This window comes from Ruegeria atlantica (assembly GCF_013032505.1).
GTDB classification, from domain to species: Bacteria; Pseudomonadota; Alphaproteobacteria; order Rhodobacterales; family Rhodobacteraceae; genus Ruegeria; species Ruegeria atlantica_F.
Genome location: NZ_WQCG01000001.1, coordinates 1,123,252 through 1,139,956, shown reverse-complemented (window position 1 = coordinate 1,139,956; position 16,705 = coordinate 1,123,252). Strand labels below are relative to the sequence as shown.

At 57.3% G+C, this 16,705-nt stretch carries 17 protein-coding genes; 11 read left to right on the top strand and 6 right to left on the bottom strand.

From position 1 onward, the window contains the following. Positions 1-10: 10 nt before the first annotated feature. Together GOW92_RS05565 and GOW92_RS05560 are read right to left on the bottom strand one after the other, a co-directional pair. Complete coding sequence (locus GOW92_RS05565; RefSeq protein WP_170558688.1) at positions 11-985, bottom strand: isopenicillin N synthase family dioxygenase; 975 nt, start codon at positions 983-985, stop codon at positions 11-13. Further along, entirely contained in the window at positions 985-2,349 is a 1,365-nt protein-coding gene (locus GOW92_RS05560) for an FAD-dependent oxidoreductase (RefSeq protein WP_170558686.1), read from the bottom strand. The genes GOW92_RS05565 and GOW92_RS05560 overlap by 1 nt, the downstream gene beginning before the upstream one ends. A gap of 169 nt (positions 2,350-2,518) precedes the next feature. Here GOW92_RS05560 and proS point away from each other — a divergent pair, with 169 nt between their 5' ends. Together proS and GOW92_RS05550 are read left to right on the top strand one after the other, a co-directional pair. Next, on the top strand, positions 2,519-3,859 hold the full coding sequence (gene proS / locus GOW92_RS05555) for a proline--tRNA ligase (RefSeq protein ID WP_170558684.1): 1,341 nt from the start codon (positions 2,519-2,521) through the stop codon (positions 3,857-3,859). Beyond that, positions 3,843-4,736 (top strand): glycosyltransferase family 2 protein, encoded by an 894-nt coding sequence (locus GOW92_RS05550; protein WP_170558682.1) that lies wholly within the window; start codon positions 3,843-3,845, stop codon positions 4,734-4,736. The genes proS and GOW92_RS05550 overlap by 17 nt, the downstream gene beginning before the upstream one ends. Before the next feature lie 5 nt (positions 4,737-4,741). On the opposite strand, the gene GOW92_RS05545 is transcribed toward GOW92_RS05550, so the two are convergent. Then, positions 4,742-5,092: a hypothetical protein gene (locus GOW92_RS05545; RefSeq protein WP_170558678.1), complete on the bottom strand. Its 351-nt coding sequence runs from the start codon at positions 5,090-5,092 to the stop codon at positions 4,742-4,744. A 337-nt stretch (positions 5,093-5,429) separates the two neighbouring features. Here GOW92_RS05545 and GOW92_RS05540 point away from each other — a divergent pair, with 337 nt between their 5' ends. The 3 genes from GOW92_RS05540 to GOW92_RS05530 are packed head-to-tail and all read left to right on the top strand — an operon-like array spanning position 5,430 to position 8,456. Next, positions 5,430-6,428, top strand: coding sequence for a DUF6492 family protein (locus GOW92_RS05540; RefSeq protein WP_170558676.1), 999 nt, complete (start codon positions 5,430-5,432; stop codon positions 6,426-6,428). Positions 6,429-6,481: 53 nt separating this feature from the next. Further along, the gene (locus GOW92_RS05535) at positions 6,482-7,777 is read left to right on the top strand and encodes a lipoprotein-releasing ABC transporter permease subunit (protein ID WP_170558674.1); all 1,296 of its coding nucleotides are present in this window, start codon (positions 6,482-6,484) and stop codon (positions 7,775-7,777) included. Next, positions 7,770-8,456 (top strand): ABC transporter ATP-binding protein, encoded by a 687-nt coding sequence (locus tag GOW92_RS05530; RefSeq protein ID WP_170558672.1) that lies wholly within the window; start codon positions 7,770-7,772, stop codon positions 8,454-8,456. Before GOW92_RS05535 ends, GOW92_RS05530 begins: the two co-directional genes overlap by 8 nt. Here the strand turns inward: GOW92_RS05530 and GOW92_RS05525 are convergent. Beyond that, positions 8,440-8,877, bottom strand: a complete 438-nt coding sequence (locus GOW92_RS05525) for a DMT family transporter (RefSeq protein WP_170558670.1) — start codon at positions 8,875-8,877, stop codon at positions 8,440-8,442. The genes GOW92_RS05530 and GOW92_RS05525 overlap by 17 nt on opposite strands. 92 nt (positions 8,878-8,969) lie before the next feature. On the opposite strand from GOW92_RS05525, the gene GOW92_RS05520 reads away from it, so the two are divergent. Then, entirely contained in the window at positions 8,970-9,368 is a 399-nt protein-coding gene (locus GOW92_RS05520) for a c-type cytochrome (protein WP_170558668.1), read from the top strand. 3 nt (positions 9,369-9,371) lie between these two features. Here the strand turns inward: GOW92_RS05520 and GOW92_RS05515 are convergent, their stop codons facing one another. Continuing rightward, complete coding sequence (locus tag GOW92_RS05515) at positions 9,372-10,046, bottom strand: hypothetical protein (protein ID WP_438826300.1); 675 nt, start codon at positions 10,044-10,046, stop codon at positions 9,372-9,374. A 59-nt stretch (positions 10,047-10,105) separates the two neighbouring features. Then, complete coding sequence (locus GOW92_RS05510) at positions 10,106-10,768, bottom strand: DNA-3-methyladenine glycosylase I (protein ID WP_170558664.1); 663 nt, start codon at positions 10,766-10,768, stop codon at positions 10,106-10,108. Positions 10,769-11,182: 414 nt separating this feature from the next. Between GOW92_RS05510 and GOW92_RS05505 the strand changes: the two genes are divergently transcribed. The 5 genes from GOW92_RS05505 to GOW92_RS05485 all read left to right on the top strand — a co-directional run bounded on the left by GOW92_RS05505 (position 11,183) and on the right by GOW92_RS05485 (position 16,623). Then, positions 11,183-12,133 (top strand): ABC transporter substrate-binding protein, encoded by a 951-nt coding sequence (locus GOW92_RS05505; RefSeq protein ID WP_170558662.1) that lies wholly within the window; start codon positions 11,183-11,185, stop codon positions 12,131-12,133. 10 nt (positions 12,134-12,143) lie between these two features. Further along, the gene (locus tag GOW92_RS05500; protein ID WP_170558660.1) at positions 12,144-13,193 is read left to right on the top strand and encodes a quaternary amine ABC transporter ATP-binding protein; all 1,050 of its coding nucleotides are present in this window, start codon (positions 12,144-12,146) and stop codon (positions 13,191-13,193) included. Continuing rightward, positions 13,190-15,256, top strand: coding sequence for an ABC transporter permease (locus GOW92_RS05495; RefSeq protein ID WP_170558659.1), 2,067 nt, complete (start codon positions 13,190-13,192; stop codon positions 15,254-15,256). The genes GOW92_RS05500 and GOW92_RS05495 overlap by 4 nt, the downstream gene beginning before the upstream one ends. 107 nt (positions 15,257-15,363) lie before the next feature. Continuing rightward, positions 15,364-16,029 (top strand): NnrU family protein, encoded by a 666-nt coding sequence (locus GOW92_RS05490; protein WP_170558658.1) that lies wholly within the window; start codon positions 15,364-15,366, stop codon positions 16,027-16,029. A gap of 72 nt (positions 16,030-16,101) precedes the next feature. After that, positions 16,102-16,623, top strand: coding sequence for a DUF2478 domain-containing protein (locus GOW92_RS05485; protein ID WP_170558656.1), 522 nt, complete (start codon positions 16,102-16,104; stop codon positions 16,621-16,623). Positions 16,624-16,705 lie beyond the last annotated feature (82 nt).

Here is a 16,705-nt window from a genome sequence, read left to right as displayed (position 1 = left end):
TTTCCAGGAATTATGAGTCCAGCGTTCCAAGTTCCGGCGTATCATCTGTGGCGGTTTCATCGGGCCAGTTTGTGCGCCATATTTCTGCGGACCAATGCCCGCAATGAACTGAAGGGCGATCAAAGCCGGGTAGCGGCGGCAGCAGTGGCTCGACGATCACGTCATGGCGCGGAACCGCGAAATAGGGAAAGGAATAACGTTCCTTGCCTGACCGGTTGACCACCCGGTGTGGCGTCGACTTCAATCGACCACCCGACCACAGCTCAAGCATATCGCCGATGTTCACGATAAACCCGCCGGGTGGACAATCAGGAGTGATCCAGCCCCCGTCTCTGGTTTGAACCTCAAGCCCGCCAACCGGGTCCGGGGCAATGATGGTCAGGGCATCTGTGTCCTTGTGGGGATGGATGCCGAACCCTTCCTCATCCGGGGCCTGCGGCGGGTAGTGCAGCACCGTCATGTTTGTCATGGGTGTTTCAAATGCACTCTTCAGGATGTTGGGTTTCAAACCCAGACCCAGTTCAAGCGCACCAAGCAGCAGGTTGGTCACGTGATCCAGTTGCGACCAGTATTCCAAAATAACTTCACGCGCCCCTTGCACTTCAGCCGGCCAGAGGTTCGGGCCATAAAGCGCGCAGTCTTCGCGTACCGGATCGTCACCGGACACCTCGAAATGCAACTTGTAGCCTTCGTACTTGTCCGCTTGGCCCGATCCATCATTGGGTGTGAAGAAGCCCAAGGGAATGTAACCGCGATAGTTGTTGCGGGTGATGGCCTGATCCCACTTGGTTTGCTCGTCGATAGCAAAGATCTCACGTGCTTTGGCACGCACGTTATCGACGGAGTTCGACGAAACGCCAGTTCCTGTGATTGAGAGGAAACCAATGTCGGTACACGCATCCAAAATTCTCCGGACCGTAGCATCGTGGTCAGGATGGGCGGTGTCTTGCAGCGGAGAGATGTCGATCGTGGGGATTGACTGCATCAGTGAACCCTCACGCCCTGCCGGTCCAGTTCCGCGTGAACAGGGGCAAGGTTCATCGCGTGTAGGTCCTGATTGCTTTTCAGCGATAAGGCTGCAGCAATTCCCGCACCCTGTCCCATGACCGCGCAACAGGCCATGTTGCGCGTTGCGGCGTGGGCCACCTTGTCCGCACCGTGCGAACGGCCCGCGACCAGCAGGCCTTTGATGCCCTTGGGCAGCATCGAGCGATAGGGCACCTGCATATACCGCCCCGTGGTCGGCAGGATCAGTATGCCGTAGCCGTCGATGAATTCGGGATAGATACCGATTGTATCCTCGAACCGGCCCTGATGGCGGGCATCATCTTCAGTCATGTTATAGACCGCGTCGATCTTCCGCGTGTCGCGAATGCCGATGGTCATCCCAAAGTTCCGCAGCCGTGCGTTTTGACAACCGGGCATGAACCGGCGCAGCGCCTCAATGGCAAGCATCGACTGGCGGCGGCCCTCAATCTCGCCCCGCGTCAGGCTATCGGGGTCGGTGCCGTCGATCTCGGCGAGGTGGATGAGGTTCATATAGGTCAGCTCGCCCGTGTCGTGCATCGCGCCCCAGGTGCCTGCAATGGTGTTCAGATGCGGAGGGATCAGGCCCTCATCAATGGCTTGTTGAAACGGTTTGTGCACGAAGGGCGAGAACATGTCGTCTTCCTTGCCGCTCGTTTCGATGTTCCACTCACCGCCGCCGCCCCAGTCCTTATAGGTTTGGGGGTCGGCTTTGACGCCCTCCATAAATGCGCGTTTGTCGACACCGGCGAGATGGAACATGACCGAGGCCGCCATCATGTCTTCGCGGGCTGTTTTGTGGGTCGGTGCACCCGCCCGATGGGCCACGTCTGCATCGCCCGTGGCGTCAATCACCACCTTGGCGAGGATGGCCTCGCGCCCGGCTTTGGATTCGGTGATGATGCCAGTGATCCGGTCACCATCCATGATCGGCGCGACGAACTGACGGTGCAGCATCGGGTGAACGCCTGCCTCTTCGACCAGCTTGTCGGCAACCAGTTTGAACCCTTCGCTGTCCAACTCATAGCTCAGCGACTGGCTTTCGGGCACAGCAGCGCCCATGTCCTTGGCGCGAGTTTCGAATTCCATGCCGATACCGCCTGCCTCAACCGTTTGTTCGTGTCGGTACCAGGCGAACCCTTCGACCCCCACGGCGGTAATATTGCCGCCCATGCAGCCGAACCGGTCGACCAAAGACACCTCGGCCCCCGCGCGCGCCGCGGCCAAAGCGGCGGCCAATCCGGCGGGGCCGGAGCCTACGACCAGAACGTCCGTCTGGTGAACAACAGGGATTTGACGGGCGGGTTCCTGAATTGTCTGCATAGGCGCCTCATGGGATTCACTTTCCCGCTACAATTGGAAACCCTAACTGGCGGGTCAATCAAAAAACCGACTGACCCAAGGTCGCAAAATAGCCAATGCATGATTGCCCCCGGCAGGGCTTTGGAATAAGCAGCTTTGAAGTCGAATTCTTACCTTTGAAGGTCATACAATGCGCCTCAGCCGTTACTTTCTGCCCGTTCTCAAGGAAAACCCCTCCGAGGCCCAGATCGTCAGCCATCGGCTGATGCTGCGCGCCGGGATGATCAAGCAAGCCTCTGCCGGGATTTATTCCTGGTTGCCGTTGGGCTTCAAAGTGCTGCGCAAGCTGGAAAACATCATTCATGAAGAGCAGGCGCGCGCTGGCCACATTGCGATTCAGATGCCGATCATCCAATCGGCGGACCTGTGGCGCGAATCCGGGCGTTATGACGACTACGGTCAGGAAATGCTGCGTATGAAAGACCGGCATGACCGGGATATGCTGTTCACGCCGACCGCCGAGGAACTGGTCACCGACATCTTCCGTGGTCACGTCAACAGCTACAAGGACCTGCCGCTGACGCTTTACCAGATTCAGTGGAAATTCCGCGACGAGATCCGCCCCCGTTTCGGCGTGATGCGGGGGCGCGAGTTTTACATGAAGGACGGATACAATTTCGACCTGACCAAAGAAGACGCACTGCACGCCTATAATCGTCATCTGGTCACGTATCTACGCACCTATGAACGCATGGGTCTGCAGGCCATCCCGATGCGCGCCGATTCCGGCCCGATCGGCGGGGACAACACGCATGAATTCCTCGTGCTGGCCGATACCGGCGAATCTGAAGTGTTCTATGACAGCGCCGTCACTGACCTGACATTTGGGGACCGTCAGATCGACTACGACAGCCGCGAGCAATGTCAGGCGATCCTCGAAGAGTTCACCTCAAAATATGCGCGCACCGATGAAACTCATGACGAGGCGCTGTTCAATCAAGTCCCTGAAGAGCGTCGCCGCGTCGCGCGCGGGATTGAGGTTGGCCAGATTTTCTACTTCGGAACCAAGTATTCCGAAGCGATGGGCGCGACTGTACAAGGCCCCGATGGCAAACCGACACCGGTCCATATGGGCAGCCACGGTATCGGGGTCAGCCGTCTGGTCGGCGCAATCATCGAGGCCAGCCATGATGACAATGGCATTATCTGGCCCGAAGGTGTGACCCCGTTCCATTGCGGTATCGTCAACCTGAAACAAGGTGATGACGAGGCAGATGCCGCTTGCGACAAAATCTACGGCGCGCTGACCGCACTGGGTCTGGACCCGCTGTATGATGACCGCAACGAACGGGCAGGTGGCAAGTTCGCCACCATGGACCTGATCGGCTTGCCCTGGCGCATCACCGTCGGCCCGCGCGGTCTTAAGAACGGCGTGGTCGAACTGACTTGTCGCCGGACTGGTGAAAGCGAAGAGATGCCACCCGAAGCCGCCGTTACCAAGATCGCCGAGATCTATGAGCGCTTCGCCTGAAACCTCGGACGCGCCGCTGATCTCGGTCATCACCGCGACGTATGATCTGCTGTCGCAAGGGCGGCAGGACAGCTTTCGCGAGGTGATCAGATGTATGGCGCGTCAGAATTGCAGCAGGGCTGAACACGTCATTCAAGACGGGGCGTCGACTGATGGTACCGTCGAGTTTCTGCAGAACCTGACTGCGGATGCCCAGCGCACTCGATTGTTCAGCGAACCGGACACAGGTTTGTATGATGCGATGAACAAGGGGGCGCAGGCCGCTCGCGGCGAATACCTGTTGTTCCTGAACTCGGACGACTCTCTGGCGGCTGACGACATTCTGAATACGGTAGCGGATCGGCTTGAGGCGGCGCGACCAGATTTCCTTTTCGGATCGACCTTGCGCCGGTTTGAAGATGGGTCGGAAGCCCGCGAGAAACGGATGTCGCTGACGGCGATCCTGCAGCGGATGCCTTTCTGCCATAACTCGGTGCTGCTGAAGCGGGATGTGTTTATGGCGCTGGGCGGTCATGACACGCAGTTTCGCGTTGCCGCCGACTACGATCTGATGCTGCGCCTGTTGACTGAAGGGTATCAGGGTTCGCGCATTGACGATCCGATTTCCATGTTTTGGGGCAGAGGCGTCACCAGCGATGATGACGCGACTGCCGAAGATTATGCGCGTGTTTGGTCGAACTATTACACCGGGTTCAGGGCTGCCCAGGGCCTTACAGAACGCGACTTCGTCCGGTATTATCAACGGGGTCACATGCCCGCAGGACTGATACTGGAACGAATGCTAAAACCGGGTACGTGCAAAGCGATCAAAGCCGCTGCGCGCCACAGTCTGTGGAAAACCACGCGCCGATCGGTTCAGTTCTGGCGCAAGTTTTAAGCGCGTCAGGCTGTCGGTCGGGCAGTCAGAACGTCTCCGTCGGCCTCTTGGCCTCGCGCCACGACGATCGGACGGCCCAGCCGTCGCACCAGATCTCTGAACTCGAGACCCAGAAAGCGCAGACCGCAAATCCGGTCACCGGTGGTTTGATCGGTAATGCACATCCGTCCATCGCGGAATACCAGGCAATAACCCTTGTCGTTCAGGATGTCCGTAAGACCAGCCCAACTTGCGGCGCTGGAAAAGATCGGAAGGATGGTTGCGCGCAGAAGAACTGCGGATTCACAATCCAGTTCTGTTGGTGCATGTCGGACCGAAATTACGTCCGGTTTTTCAGTTTCAATTCGAATACTCATGAGCGACCCCCGCTCTTAAAAATGTATTCCCCCACAATCAGGGTGACAAAGTTTCTAAAAATAAGCAAAACACGAAATAAAGTTGCGTTGCAAATGTTGCATTTTGAGTTCAGTTTGTCTCGCCGTGCTCACATTGACTTCATACCTGAAACAATGCGGGGCTGTCTGTGAAGAGTGTCACAACCAGTGGTGTATTTGGCTAAAAACCGATCTCCTTAAATTCGAGTGACCCTTTGCGTGATAGTCGGACTGATTCGCGAAATTGAGGCCGTGAGAGTGAATTGGACCACGCGGAAATTGCTGATAAACGGAGCAAAACGATGAAAGGGCCCGCGCCGTGCTGAGTTTCGCGACCGTCGTGTACTCCAAGGATTATCCCCTGCTTGAACTTCAGGCGCTTTCTTTTGCCCGTTTTGTCGATCCGGACATGGTTTCGTCGATCCATGTCATCATGAATGACAATGACGAAGAGGCGCTAAAGGCAAAAATCGCACCCATTTTGGACGCCTACGGCCCGCTACGGTCCAAGGTCGAGGTGCTGGGTGGCGATGCTTTGTTGTTGCAGCCGGGTCAAAGCGCTGAGCGGTCTTTCTCGGATCGATTTCTGATCGAGAACCGATTTCGTATCCCGGGTATTCGCAGGCAGGGATGGCGCGGTGCGAACGGGTACCGCAGCCAACAAGTGTTAAAACTGGGCGCCGCACGGGTCGCTGCGTCCGAGAACATGGTAATACTGGATACCAAGAACGTCTTTTTGCGCGGTTTTGACCAAGCTGAGTTCTTTGCGGAAAATGGCGCGGCGCGGATCGCATTTATCGATGTCGAAAGCGACTATCATCGCAATTGGTTGATCGAGAGTCTTGATGCCCTGGCTGCATCGCATATCGATCTGAACGGGTTGAAAACAACGACCTTTGCCACGCCTTTCGCTGTTCGCCGATCATTGGTTCTGGCTTTGCTGGAGGAAATCAACGCCAAGTATGGTTCGGTTCAGGCGCTGTTCGGATCGCGCAGACGTCCGTCTGAGTTTATGCTGTTGAACGCGTTTTGTCTGAAATCGCCCGAGGGTTATGCCCCCTGGTTCGAGGATCAGGCGCAATGCAATATCGGGCTTTGGCCGACCTATTCGCCAGAAGAAATGGCGTCGCAGCTGGCAATGTTGGACAATCCTGCTGCATTGACACTGGGCCTTCACAACCGCGCCTTGGCGCTTTTACCTGACAACCTGCGAGACCGGGTATTTTCCGAGTTGGAGAACAGGCGTATCTGTGACAGGTCGCGCACTGAAGAGGTGCTAAACCGCGCGGCAACGCTGACCGGCAGACAACCGGCTTGACCATCCGGTGAAATGCCGAAAGGGTCGCGCCAACAAACAAACCCGGAGCAGGTATGGCCAAAACACCCCCGCCCTTTGCCCCATTTGAGTGGAAGATCGCTTGGCGTTACCTACGCGCGCGTCGTGCCGAAGGTGGTGTCAGCGTGATGACGTGGATTTCGCTGATCGGGATCACGCTGGCCGTCTTTGCCCTGATCGCCACTTTGGCTGTTCGTTCGGGATTTCGGGCCGAATTTGTTGGCACCATCTTGGGCGCGAACGCGCATGTGACCGTGTACTCTGCCGGAGAGTTCGACGCGCAGGGCCAGGTGGACCGAACGATTGCGGACTATGACGAAATGACCAGCCGTATCGCGCAGGTTCCGGGCGTGGAACGCGCGGCCCCGCTGGTCAAAGGGCAGGTTCTGATTACCAACCGCGACCGCAGCAGCGGGGTTGAGGTCTTTGGCATCCGCCCAGAGGATTTGCGAGATTTGCCCGGCGTAGCGGAAAGCGAACAGGCCGTCGGCGATCTGACCCAGTTTCAGGACGGCGAGGATGTGATTGCCATCGGGTCCGGTGTAGCGCGCAGTATTGGGGCGACGGTTGGTGATACGGTAAAGCTGACCTCACCGAATGGGGTTAAAACCGCCTTTGGGACATCGCCGCGGGTGAATGCCTATCGTGTGGTTTATGTATTCTCGGCCGGGCGGTATGACATCGACCGAACTCGTGTCTACATGCCGTTTGTGCAGGCCCAAAGTTTTTTCAACCGCGACGGTGTTGCGGACGAGATCGAAGTGATGGTCGAACGTCCCGAAGATTTGACTCCGGTTCTGATCCCGATCCTTGAAGCCGCCGAGGGGCGCAGCCAGCTTTGGACGTGGCAGGATGCCTCGGGCGGCTTTCTGCGCGCGCTCGAGGTGGAAGACAACGTGATGTTCATCATCCTTTCGATCCTCGTCCTGATCGCAACAATGAATATCGTGTCCGGCCTGATCATGCTGGTGAAGAATAAGGGGCGCGATATCGGTATCTTGCGTACAATTGGCCTGAGCGAAGGATCGATCCTGCGGGTCTTTTTCATCTGCGGCGCATTCACCGGCATCATTGGCACCGTAATGGGAGTGATCCTCGGCTGCCTGTTTGCGATATATATCGACCCGATATTTTCATTCGTGAACTACGTCATGGGTGGCGGGGTCTGGGACCCGTCCATTCGCGGCATTTACTCCTTACCAGCTGAACTGCATCTTTCTGATGTTCTCAAGGCGATTGGTTTGTCACTGGGGCTGTCGTTCATCGTTACCTATTTCCCGGCCCGCCGTGCGGCGCGGCTGAACCCGGTTGAGGCGCTGCGCTATGAATGATGTGACGATGCGGCTGAACGGTCTGACCAAGACCTATCTCAAGGGCACTCCGGGGGAGGTTCAGGTGCTACGCGGTGTCGATCTTGAGCTGCGCGCGGGTGAGGCCGTGGCTTTGGTCGCCCCATCCGGGGCAGGCAAATCAACGCTATTGCATATTGCCGGGCTGCTAGACAAACCGGATGAGGGGTCGGTCGAAATAGCGGGTCAGAATGTTGCTGGCAAGGGTGACCGAACCCGTACGGCGCTGCGACGCCAAGACGTGGGTTTTGTCTATCAGTTCCATCATTTGCTGCCCGAGTTTACTGCGCTGGAAAACATCACTCTGCCGCAACTGGCGAACGGTGTATCTGAGAAGGTTGCACAGGTCAGGGCGATGAGCTTGCTGGACCGTGTTGGCGTTGCAGCGCGCGCCGACCATCGACCCGCCGCTTTGTCAGGTGGCGAGCAGCAACGTGTTGCGTTTTGCCGGGCATTGGCAAACAAGCCGCGCGTTTTGCTGGCGGATGAGCCGACAGGCAATCTGGACCCCGAAACTTCGGATCAGGTATTTGACGCGCTGATGGCGCTGGTCCGGGACGAGGGTCTTTCTGCGTTGATAGCCACACATAACATGGATCTTGCGGCGCGGATGGATCGTAAACTGCGGCTTGAGGCCGGTGTTCTTAAGCCAGTTGTGTGATGGCGACACCAACGGCCATCACGGCGATGCCGCCGGCCCTTATCCAGGTCAATGGCGTGACCTGAGCGCCAAACAGGCCAAAGTGGTCAATGGCCGCTGTGCTGATCAGCTGTCCCAGCAGAACAAAGAACACTGCGTTGCCGACCCCGAAATGGGGCGCGACATGCGTAATCGACAAAACGTAAAACGCAATTAGAACACCCGCCAGTAACAAGTGCTTCGGAGCTTGGGCCACTTTGGACAGCGCTGCTGTTCCCGGGAATAACACCATGACTAGCGCCGAGGCTGCAAACGCGATGGCGAACAGGACAACGGCGGCGGTTGTCGGTGATCCGATCAGCTTGCCGAGGGCGGCGTTCAAAGCCGCCAGAATCGGGACGCCGATCCCGGCCGCCAGCATAATGGCTATGTATTGTGTCATTGCCCGTATCCTCTTGCTTCGTTGATCTGGATCATTGCGCCAAGCCGCCCGGCGGGCAAGCCTGCAAATGTCAATCATGACAGGAGGATGCGATGATCAGACCGTTGTTCGGGGCAGCTTGTGCAGGTATGGCCGCGTTGGCTTCTCAGGCCGAGGCGCAGAACGTAGAGACGGGCGCTGAGCTTTATCAGCATTATTGCGCAACATGCCATGGGATTGATGCAACGGGGCATGGGCCAATGGCGGGTGTTCTGGTGATACAGCCCACCGATCTTACGCAACTGACATCAGAGGATGGCGTGTTCCCTACAGCCCGCGTCGTGGCGCGTATTGATGGGCGTGACCCCTTGGTCAGTCATGGCAGTCCGATGCCGGTTTATGGCCCGTATTTCGACGGGCAGGACACATCAATGAAAACACCCGACGGGCAGCCGATTCTGACCAGTCAACCGATTGTGGATCTGGTGGCGTTTCTCGAGACTCTGCAATAGGGCTCAGCCGTTGCGGCAAATCCCTTCGACCTTTGCGCCGCTCCACGGAATTACAACTGCACGCTCGCGTTGCGCGCCGGGCAGCGGAGACAGATCGAAATGTGCGCCCAACATGTCATGCAGACGCTGGGTGCGCGGTGCAGTAGGGTCCAATGAGCGGCAGCAGATATATTCCTCGACGATCGCACCTTGTTGTTCAAACCCGTAGGCCAGAAAATCCGGTGATGTCTTCAGGTCAAACAGATAAGGGTCCTTGCTTCCACCATGTTCTGCGGCTGCGCGCAGGGGGTGATAGCCCGTCGTCTGACGGTTCTGCCACTGCCAGACATGGGTCAGCTCATGCGCCAGAAGCATAGCGGCAATCAGGTCCATCTGATCCGGAAAGTCGGTCATATAGTCCTCAAGATACCAATCCTTGGTAAAATAGACCTTGTTAAACAACGCAACGGCGGCAGGTTTCGCTGTCACGACACCTTCTTCGGTCGGTGGCAGGATACGTTCCCGGCAGGCCAAACGCGGCCGGTCCTTGCGGTAGAAAGTGATAGGTGCAACCGGTGCACCTTCAACAAGGCGCACGCGATCCAGATCAAGCGTGTCGCCCTGAACGGCGCTGGCAAATGCGCGTTCCTGATCCGTCAAAGGGCGGCCGCAGGCTGCAAACAGAATAATTAACGTCATCAAAATGCGAAGGGCCATAATCAAAGCCTAATGCGAAGTGCCCGCGCTGCAACCCGTTTTCACAGGCTCATTGCCAAAACCCTGCTTATTTCGGTCAGAGACCGGCCGGATTGTTCCATCCACGTGTTAAAGGCTGCTTGCACCGCAGCCATTGCCTTTTTCGAAGTGGGGGATTTGTCGATAACGCCTTCGGCAATCAGCCGCGCGGTCACGTCTTGCGAGAGGATAAAGCTGTCCCGCCCGGCAAACCGCATCGCGTACTGGGCCGAGGCGCCGCCCAGACGCGAACCGCGCTTGGCCAGCATCGCCAACAGACCGACGTAATCTTCAGATGGCCATCCTCCAAGCACCCGACCCGCGCCGCCTTCATCCCGCAGTTCCAGCAGAAATGCAGCATTATCACGGACGGCGGCAATCTTGGTGCCGTTGCGCACGATGCGCGTGTCCTGAATTAATGCGTCGAATTTCTCATCGTCCATGAAGGCGCAGCGTCCTACATCGAAACCGTCAAAGGCAGTCTCGAACCCGTCCCACTTGTTTTCGATGACCTTCCAGTTGAACCCTGCCTGAAACACGGTTTTGGTGATGATCGACAGCCAGCGGTCATCCGGCATCTTGGCCAGCTCGGCCACACTAGTGGGCTTGCTCAGTTTTCCGTTCAGAGCATCCAGGCCACCATGTCGCTTGGCGGCGATGGCAAAAATTTCATCAAAGTGACGCATAAATCCTGTCCTCCACCGGTAACGTTGCTTGTTGAGCATTGTGTTACAAGGTCTCAAAGCGAGTGATTATTTTGAATTTTGGCACCTGTGACACCAAAAAATGCAGAAAAGTCGGAAATCCGAAAAAGAAATGCTCGACAAAACAGTGGAATCGGGTTTGTGATTGACTCGTCAATCAAAGACCCGCGCCGAATATCTGTGTTAAACAAAAAAGCGCGCGATCAGTACAACGCAGCGGGTGGGGACTTGCACCTTAAAGTAAGGCGAAAAATTCCGCGCTCGTTCAAAGTGTTCGCTTTCCTTTTGCGGCGGACTTTGTGCATGTTGCGACATGGTGATGTCGTCTTATCAACCTTGCGGCGCTGAAGTATCCGCTGAGGTGGACGAGAAACAAAAAAGACAGGGAGAATGTCGATGAAAAAACTCAGTGTCAGCCTTTTGGCTATGATGGTAGCCGGTTCCGCTTACGCCGCCGAAATGGGGGCCGTGGACGAGCCGATCAAATTGGCGATCAACGAATGGACCGGTCAGCATGTAACGACCCACGTTGCTGGCGAAATGCTGAAAGCCGCAGGTTACAATGTCGAATACGTGACCGCCGGCATGATGAACCAGTTCCAAGCCATCGCGGATGGTGACATCACTGCGACGCTCGAAATCTGGTCGTCCAACGTCTCGGACGAATACGCAAAGAAAATCGACGAAGGCACAGTGGTTGAGATCGGTGATCTGGGTCTGGATGCCAAGGAAGGCATCGCATATCCGGCGCACGTGGCCGATCTGTGCCCGGGTCTGCCTGCATGGGAAGCGCTGAAAGACTGCGCGCAGGTCTTTGCAACTGCTGAAACTCTGCCCGGTGGACGTCTGGTCGACTATCCCGCCGATTGGGGTACGCCCGGCGCCGACCGCATGACCGGTCTTGAGCTGCCGTTCAAAGCGGTTCCTGCCGGATCTGAGGGTGCTCTGATCGCCGAACTTCGCGCCTCGACTGAGCGCAAGTCACCGCTGCTGATCACCTTCTGGCAGCCCCATTGGGCGATGTCGGCTTATGACGTGCAATTCGTCGAACTGCCTGCAGGTGAAGAGGCATGCTTTAACGATCCGGCATGGGGCCCGAACCCGAACGCTATTAATGACTGTGATTTCTCACCCTCGCGCATCTTCAAGGCCAGCTGGAACGGTATGGAAGACAAATGGCCTGCGGCCTATGAAATCCTGTCCAACTATCAACTGGCAGTCGAGGACCAGCAGCCGATGATGGGCGCAATCGACGTTGACGGCGGTCAGGTCGAAGAGGTTGTCGCCGAATGGATGTCTGCGAACGAAGACAAATGGCGTCCGGTTGTTGACGCGGCAACTCAGTGAGTTCGCATAAGTGACTGACGCGAATACGCCAGCCATTGCCTGCCAGAATCTCTGGCAGGTCTTTGGCCAAGGCGCAGACAAAGCCCTGACCGACGCGCTGTCTCGGTCAGGGAATGACGCAGACAAAGCCGCCGCCGATCTGCGCGAACACGGATTCATCCCGGCCGTTCAGGACGCCAATTTCGAAGTCAAAGAGGGTGAGCTCTTCGTCATCATGGGGCTGTCCGGGTCAGGAAAATCCACGCTGATCCGCTGTATCTCGCAATTGTTGCCCGGCACGGGTGGTGAAATCCGGGTCGACGGTGAAAACGTCATCGGCGCGTCAAAGAAGGCTTTGACCGAATTGCGGCGCAAAAAGCTGGGAATGGTGTTCCAGCATTTTGGTCTGTTCCCGCACATGACCGTGGCCGAAAACGTGGCCTATCCGCTACGCGTATCCGGTATCGGCAAAAAAGAACGGCTGGCCCGCGCGCAAGAAGTGATCTCGTTGGTTGGATTGGAAGGTCGTGAGGACAGTTTCCCCCGTCAGCTTTCCGGTGGTCAGCGTCAGCGGGTGGGGATTGCGCGGTCCCTGGCTGTAAACCCCGATATCTGGTTTCTGGACGAACCGTTCTCGGCCCTCGATCCGCTGATCCGCCGCCAATTGCAGGACGAATTTCTGCGCATTCAGGCGACACTGAAGAAATCCATCGTATTCATCACTCACGATATTCAAGAGGCGCTGAAACTGGCTGACCGAATTGCCATCATGCGCGACGGCAAGATCGTTCAGATCGGCACGCCGACGGATATCGTTTTGCGTCCGGTTGACGACTACGTGCGCGAATTCTCGAAAGACGTGGCAAAAGGTCAGCACGCCAAGGTCGCCTCCGTCATGCGAGACGAAGCCGAGCGTGGCCCGGACGACCCTGGCCTGACCACGTCTATGACATTGGATGCAGCACTTGCGCATTGCATGGAGCTGTATGAACCAGTCCCTGTACGTGACGAAAACGGCAACATTGTCGGGACAGTTCACCCCTCGGATCTGGCCGCCGCCTTGCAGGTGGAAGAAACATGACCGCCGTTACGGATACTCCGAGGCAATACGCATTGCGTCTTTCGGTAGGCGCAAAGGCGGCTTTGATCACTGCTATCGTTGGTGCGATTTGTCTTGCGTTAGAGGGCGTTGCGCCTTGGTTGGTCAAGTGGCCCACCACGTGGGAACTGCCCGCTACACAATGGGTCGGCGCGTTTCTGGACTGGTTTCTGAACGGTATCAAACCCGCTATGCGGTTGTTCTCTGACCTGATGGCTTATCCCATGAACTGGGCCAATTTCGTGTTGGGTAGCACCCCTTGGCCGATTCTGATTGGTCTGGTGACGGCGTTGGGCTGGTTTCTGGGCGGTTTACCTATGGCGGCGTTGGGATTCTTTGGTCTGAGTTTTGTGCTGGCCTCAGGCTACTGGGCCGAGAGTATGAATACGCTGGCGCTGGTTGCCGTTTCTGTGCCCGTCGCGTTAGTCGTCGGCGGCGCCATCGGCATCCTTGCCAACGAAGTGCCGCGCGTCAGGTCCTTTGTTCAGGCGGTTTTGGACGTGATGCAAACGGTTCCGACATTTGCCTATTTGACCCCGCTATTGCTGCTATTCGGCTTTGGCCCGGTTGTGGGTCTGATTGCCTCGGCCATCTACGCGGCACCCCCAATGGCGCGTAACGTGATGCTGGGTCTGGAACGGGTCGAACCCGAGATCAAAGAGGCTGCCATCATGTCTGGCGGCACGCGGTTTCAGCAGCTGTTTCAAGTTGAAATCCCGGCGGCCGCGACGCAGATCATGGTCGGCGTAAACCAGTGTCTGATGGCCGCCTTGTCGATGGTCATCATCGCCGCCGTTATCGGCGGGTTCAACGACATCGGTTGGGAAGTCCTTCTGACCATGCGCAAGGCGCAGTTTGGCGAGTCGCTGATGGCTGGCCTGGTCATTGTGGTCTTTGCCGTAGTGATCGACCGGATGAGCGGCACGCTGGCCACCGAGCGTAAACGTTATGACCAACGCGTCGTCTGGGCACTTCTGGGCTTTACGGTCCTGTTTACCGCCGCCTTTTGGGCATGGCTGCCGAACCCGTCCGAACTGACCCTGCTGGACCCGATGGCTGAGGCTGTCGACAGCGGACTGACTGCGTTCACGCAGGCGAATGGTCCTTGGCTGGATGCGCTCAAGAACAACTCGTTGTTTTACGTGCTGTTGCCGTTGCGGATCGGACTGGATCAGGCGGTTCTGCCCTTCACATGGGGTTTCCAGTGGACAGCGGGGATGAGCTTTGGCCTTTTTGCTGCCGGCGGCGTCATCGCAGCATTGATGGCATGGCGCGGCCACCTGACAGGTGGTTTGGTTGTTCTGATCCTGTTCGGAATGCTGGAAACGGGTATTTCAAACCTTCCATGGCCCTTCGTCCTGACCGGGGCGGCTGCGCTCAGCTATGTCGCGGGGGGCTGGCGTCTGGCGGCGCTTTCCGTTGGGTTGCTTAGCACCATCCTAGTTTCCGGCCTGTGGGAGCGCGCGTTGCTGTCGCTTTACCTCAGCGGTGCTGCGGTGTTTTCCTGCGCCATCGCAGGTGGCTTGATCGGCCTAGCCAGCGCCGTATGGTTGCCGGTCTGGAAGGTCGTTCGCCCGATCTGCGACATGCTACAGACAATCCCGCTTTTCGTCTTCCTTATCCCTGTGCTGATGGTTTTCCAGATTGGCGAGTTCTCGGCCTTTCTGGCGATCTGTGCCTACGCCATCGTCCCGATGATCCGCTACACGCGGCACGGTTTGGTCAACACACCGGAAGAGATGATGGAGGCCGCAATCTCAAGCGGCGCGACCGAGTGGCAGATCATGCGCGACGTCCGTGCGCCTTATGCCGCGCCAACGATCCTGTTGGGTCTGAACCAGACCATCCTCTATGCCTTTGCCATGCTAGTGATTGCGGCGCTGATCGGGACCACCGGTCTGGGACAGTCGATCTATCTGGCGTTGGGTCAGGCGGATGTTGGCCTGGGTATCTCGGCCGGAGCGGCGATGGCGATTTTGGCGCTGGTCGCCGACCGTATCGTGCAGGGCTTTGCCGAAGAACAGCGTAAAGCGCTGGGACTTTGAAATGGGGCAGGGGCGGTGTGTCCGCCCCTTTTTCCCACACTTGATTTTGGACAAAGACCGGACGGTATTCGGCGCATAGATCCTGCGTAACACGTTCGGAGATTACTATGACCGGTTGGGCCTTCTTCCTCGCAGCATTGATCGCTTTTCTTCTTAGCCACGCCATCCCGGTACGTCCTGCCGTGCGCGGGCGGCTGATTGAAACGTTGGGGCGCAAGGGATATTTCGCGGCCTATTCCGGACTGTCCTTGTTGGTGCTGGCATGGCTGATCGTAGCCGCCGCACAAGCGCCTTACGTTGAGGTCATACCACCGCTTGCCATTTTTCGCTGGGCGCCACTCTTGGTGATGCCGATCGTGTGTTGGCTGGCGGTTGCAGGCTTGTCTATCCAAAACCCGTTCTCTTTTGGCGGGATGGGGCACCGCGCCTTCGATCCAGAAAAACCGGGCATTTTGCGGACAACGCGCCATCCTATTCTTGTCGCCTTGATGCTATGGGCCATTGCGCATCTGCTGGCCAATGGCAGTCTGTCACACGTGATCCTGTTTGGGCTTTTTGCTGGTTTTGCTGTCTTTGGCATGGCCTTGATCGATCGTCGTAAACAACGCGATATAGGCATGGAATGGACTCGGTTGTCCCGCAATACACGTCGTCTGTCGCTACGCGCGCCGCGTCCCTGGCCGCGCCCTTGGGTCTGGTTTGTTACTATCGCCATCTTCATGGCCCTGCTTCATTTGCACGCGCCTGTGATCGGGTTGTCACCACTGCCGTAAAGCAAGGGAGTGGTCGCGCGGGTACTTGCGTGCTATCTGGAATGTCACAAATCTGTACTTAGGGGTCCCTAGATGCATCTGGCCTATGTCACTACCACCGACCGCGGCGCAACCGATCGTCTTTTAAGCGCGGTTGCCGAACACCTGCTCGCGAAAGGCGCAAGCCTTGCCGGAGTGGTGCAAACCAATACCGAATGCGCGGATAGCAGCAAGTGTGACATGGATGTTCGGGTTCTGCCCGAGGGAGAGACCATTCGCATCTCGCAATCCCTTGGTGAGCAGTCGCGGGGGTGTCGTCTGGACCCGGCCGCGTTGGAGCAGGCCGTTGGATATGTGACCTCTTCGCTTGCCGACGCGCCGCAACTGCTGATCATCAACAAATTCGGCAAGCATGAGGCTGACGGGCGCGGATTCCGCCCGGTGATCGCCGAAGCACTGGCGCAGGATATTCCTGTTCTCGTTGGCGTGAACGGTTTGAATAAAGAGAAATTCGACGAATTCACCGGGGGCGCCGCCGAAAAGATATCGCCAGATTCCGAAAGCATCATTGCCTGGTTCGACCGTATCACAGCGCAGCGTGAGGCCGCAGCCTGACAAAGCTCCCGTAGGGTAAGTTTCTGTTTTCCTGACTTGTTTCGTGCCACATGTACTGCAATCCTCGTGTCCGGAGGAGTGA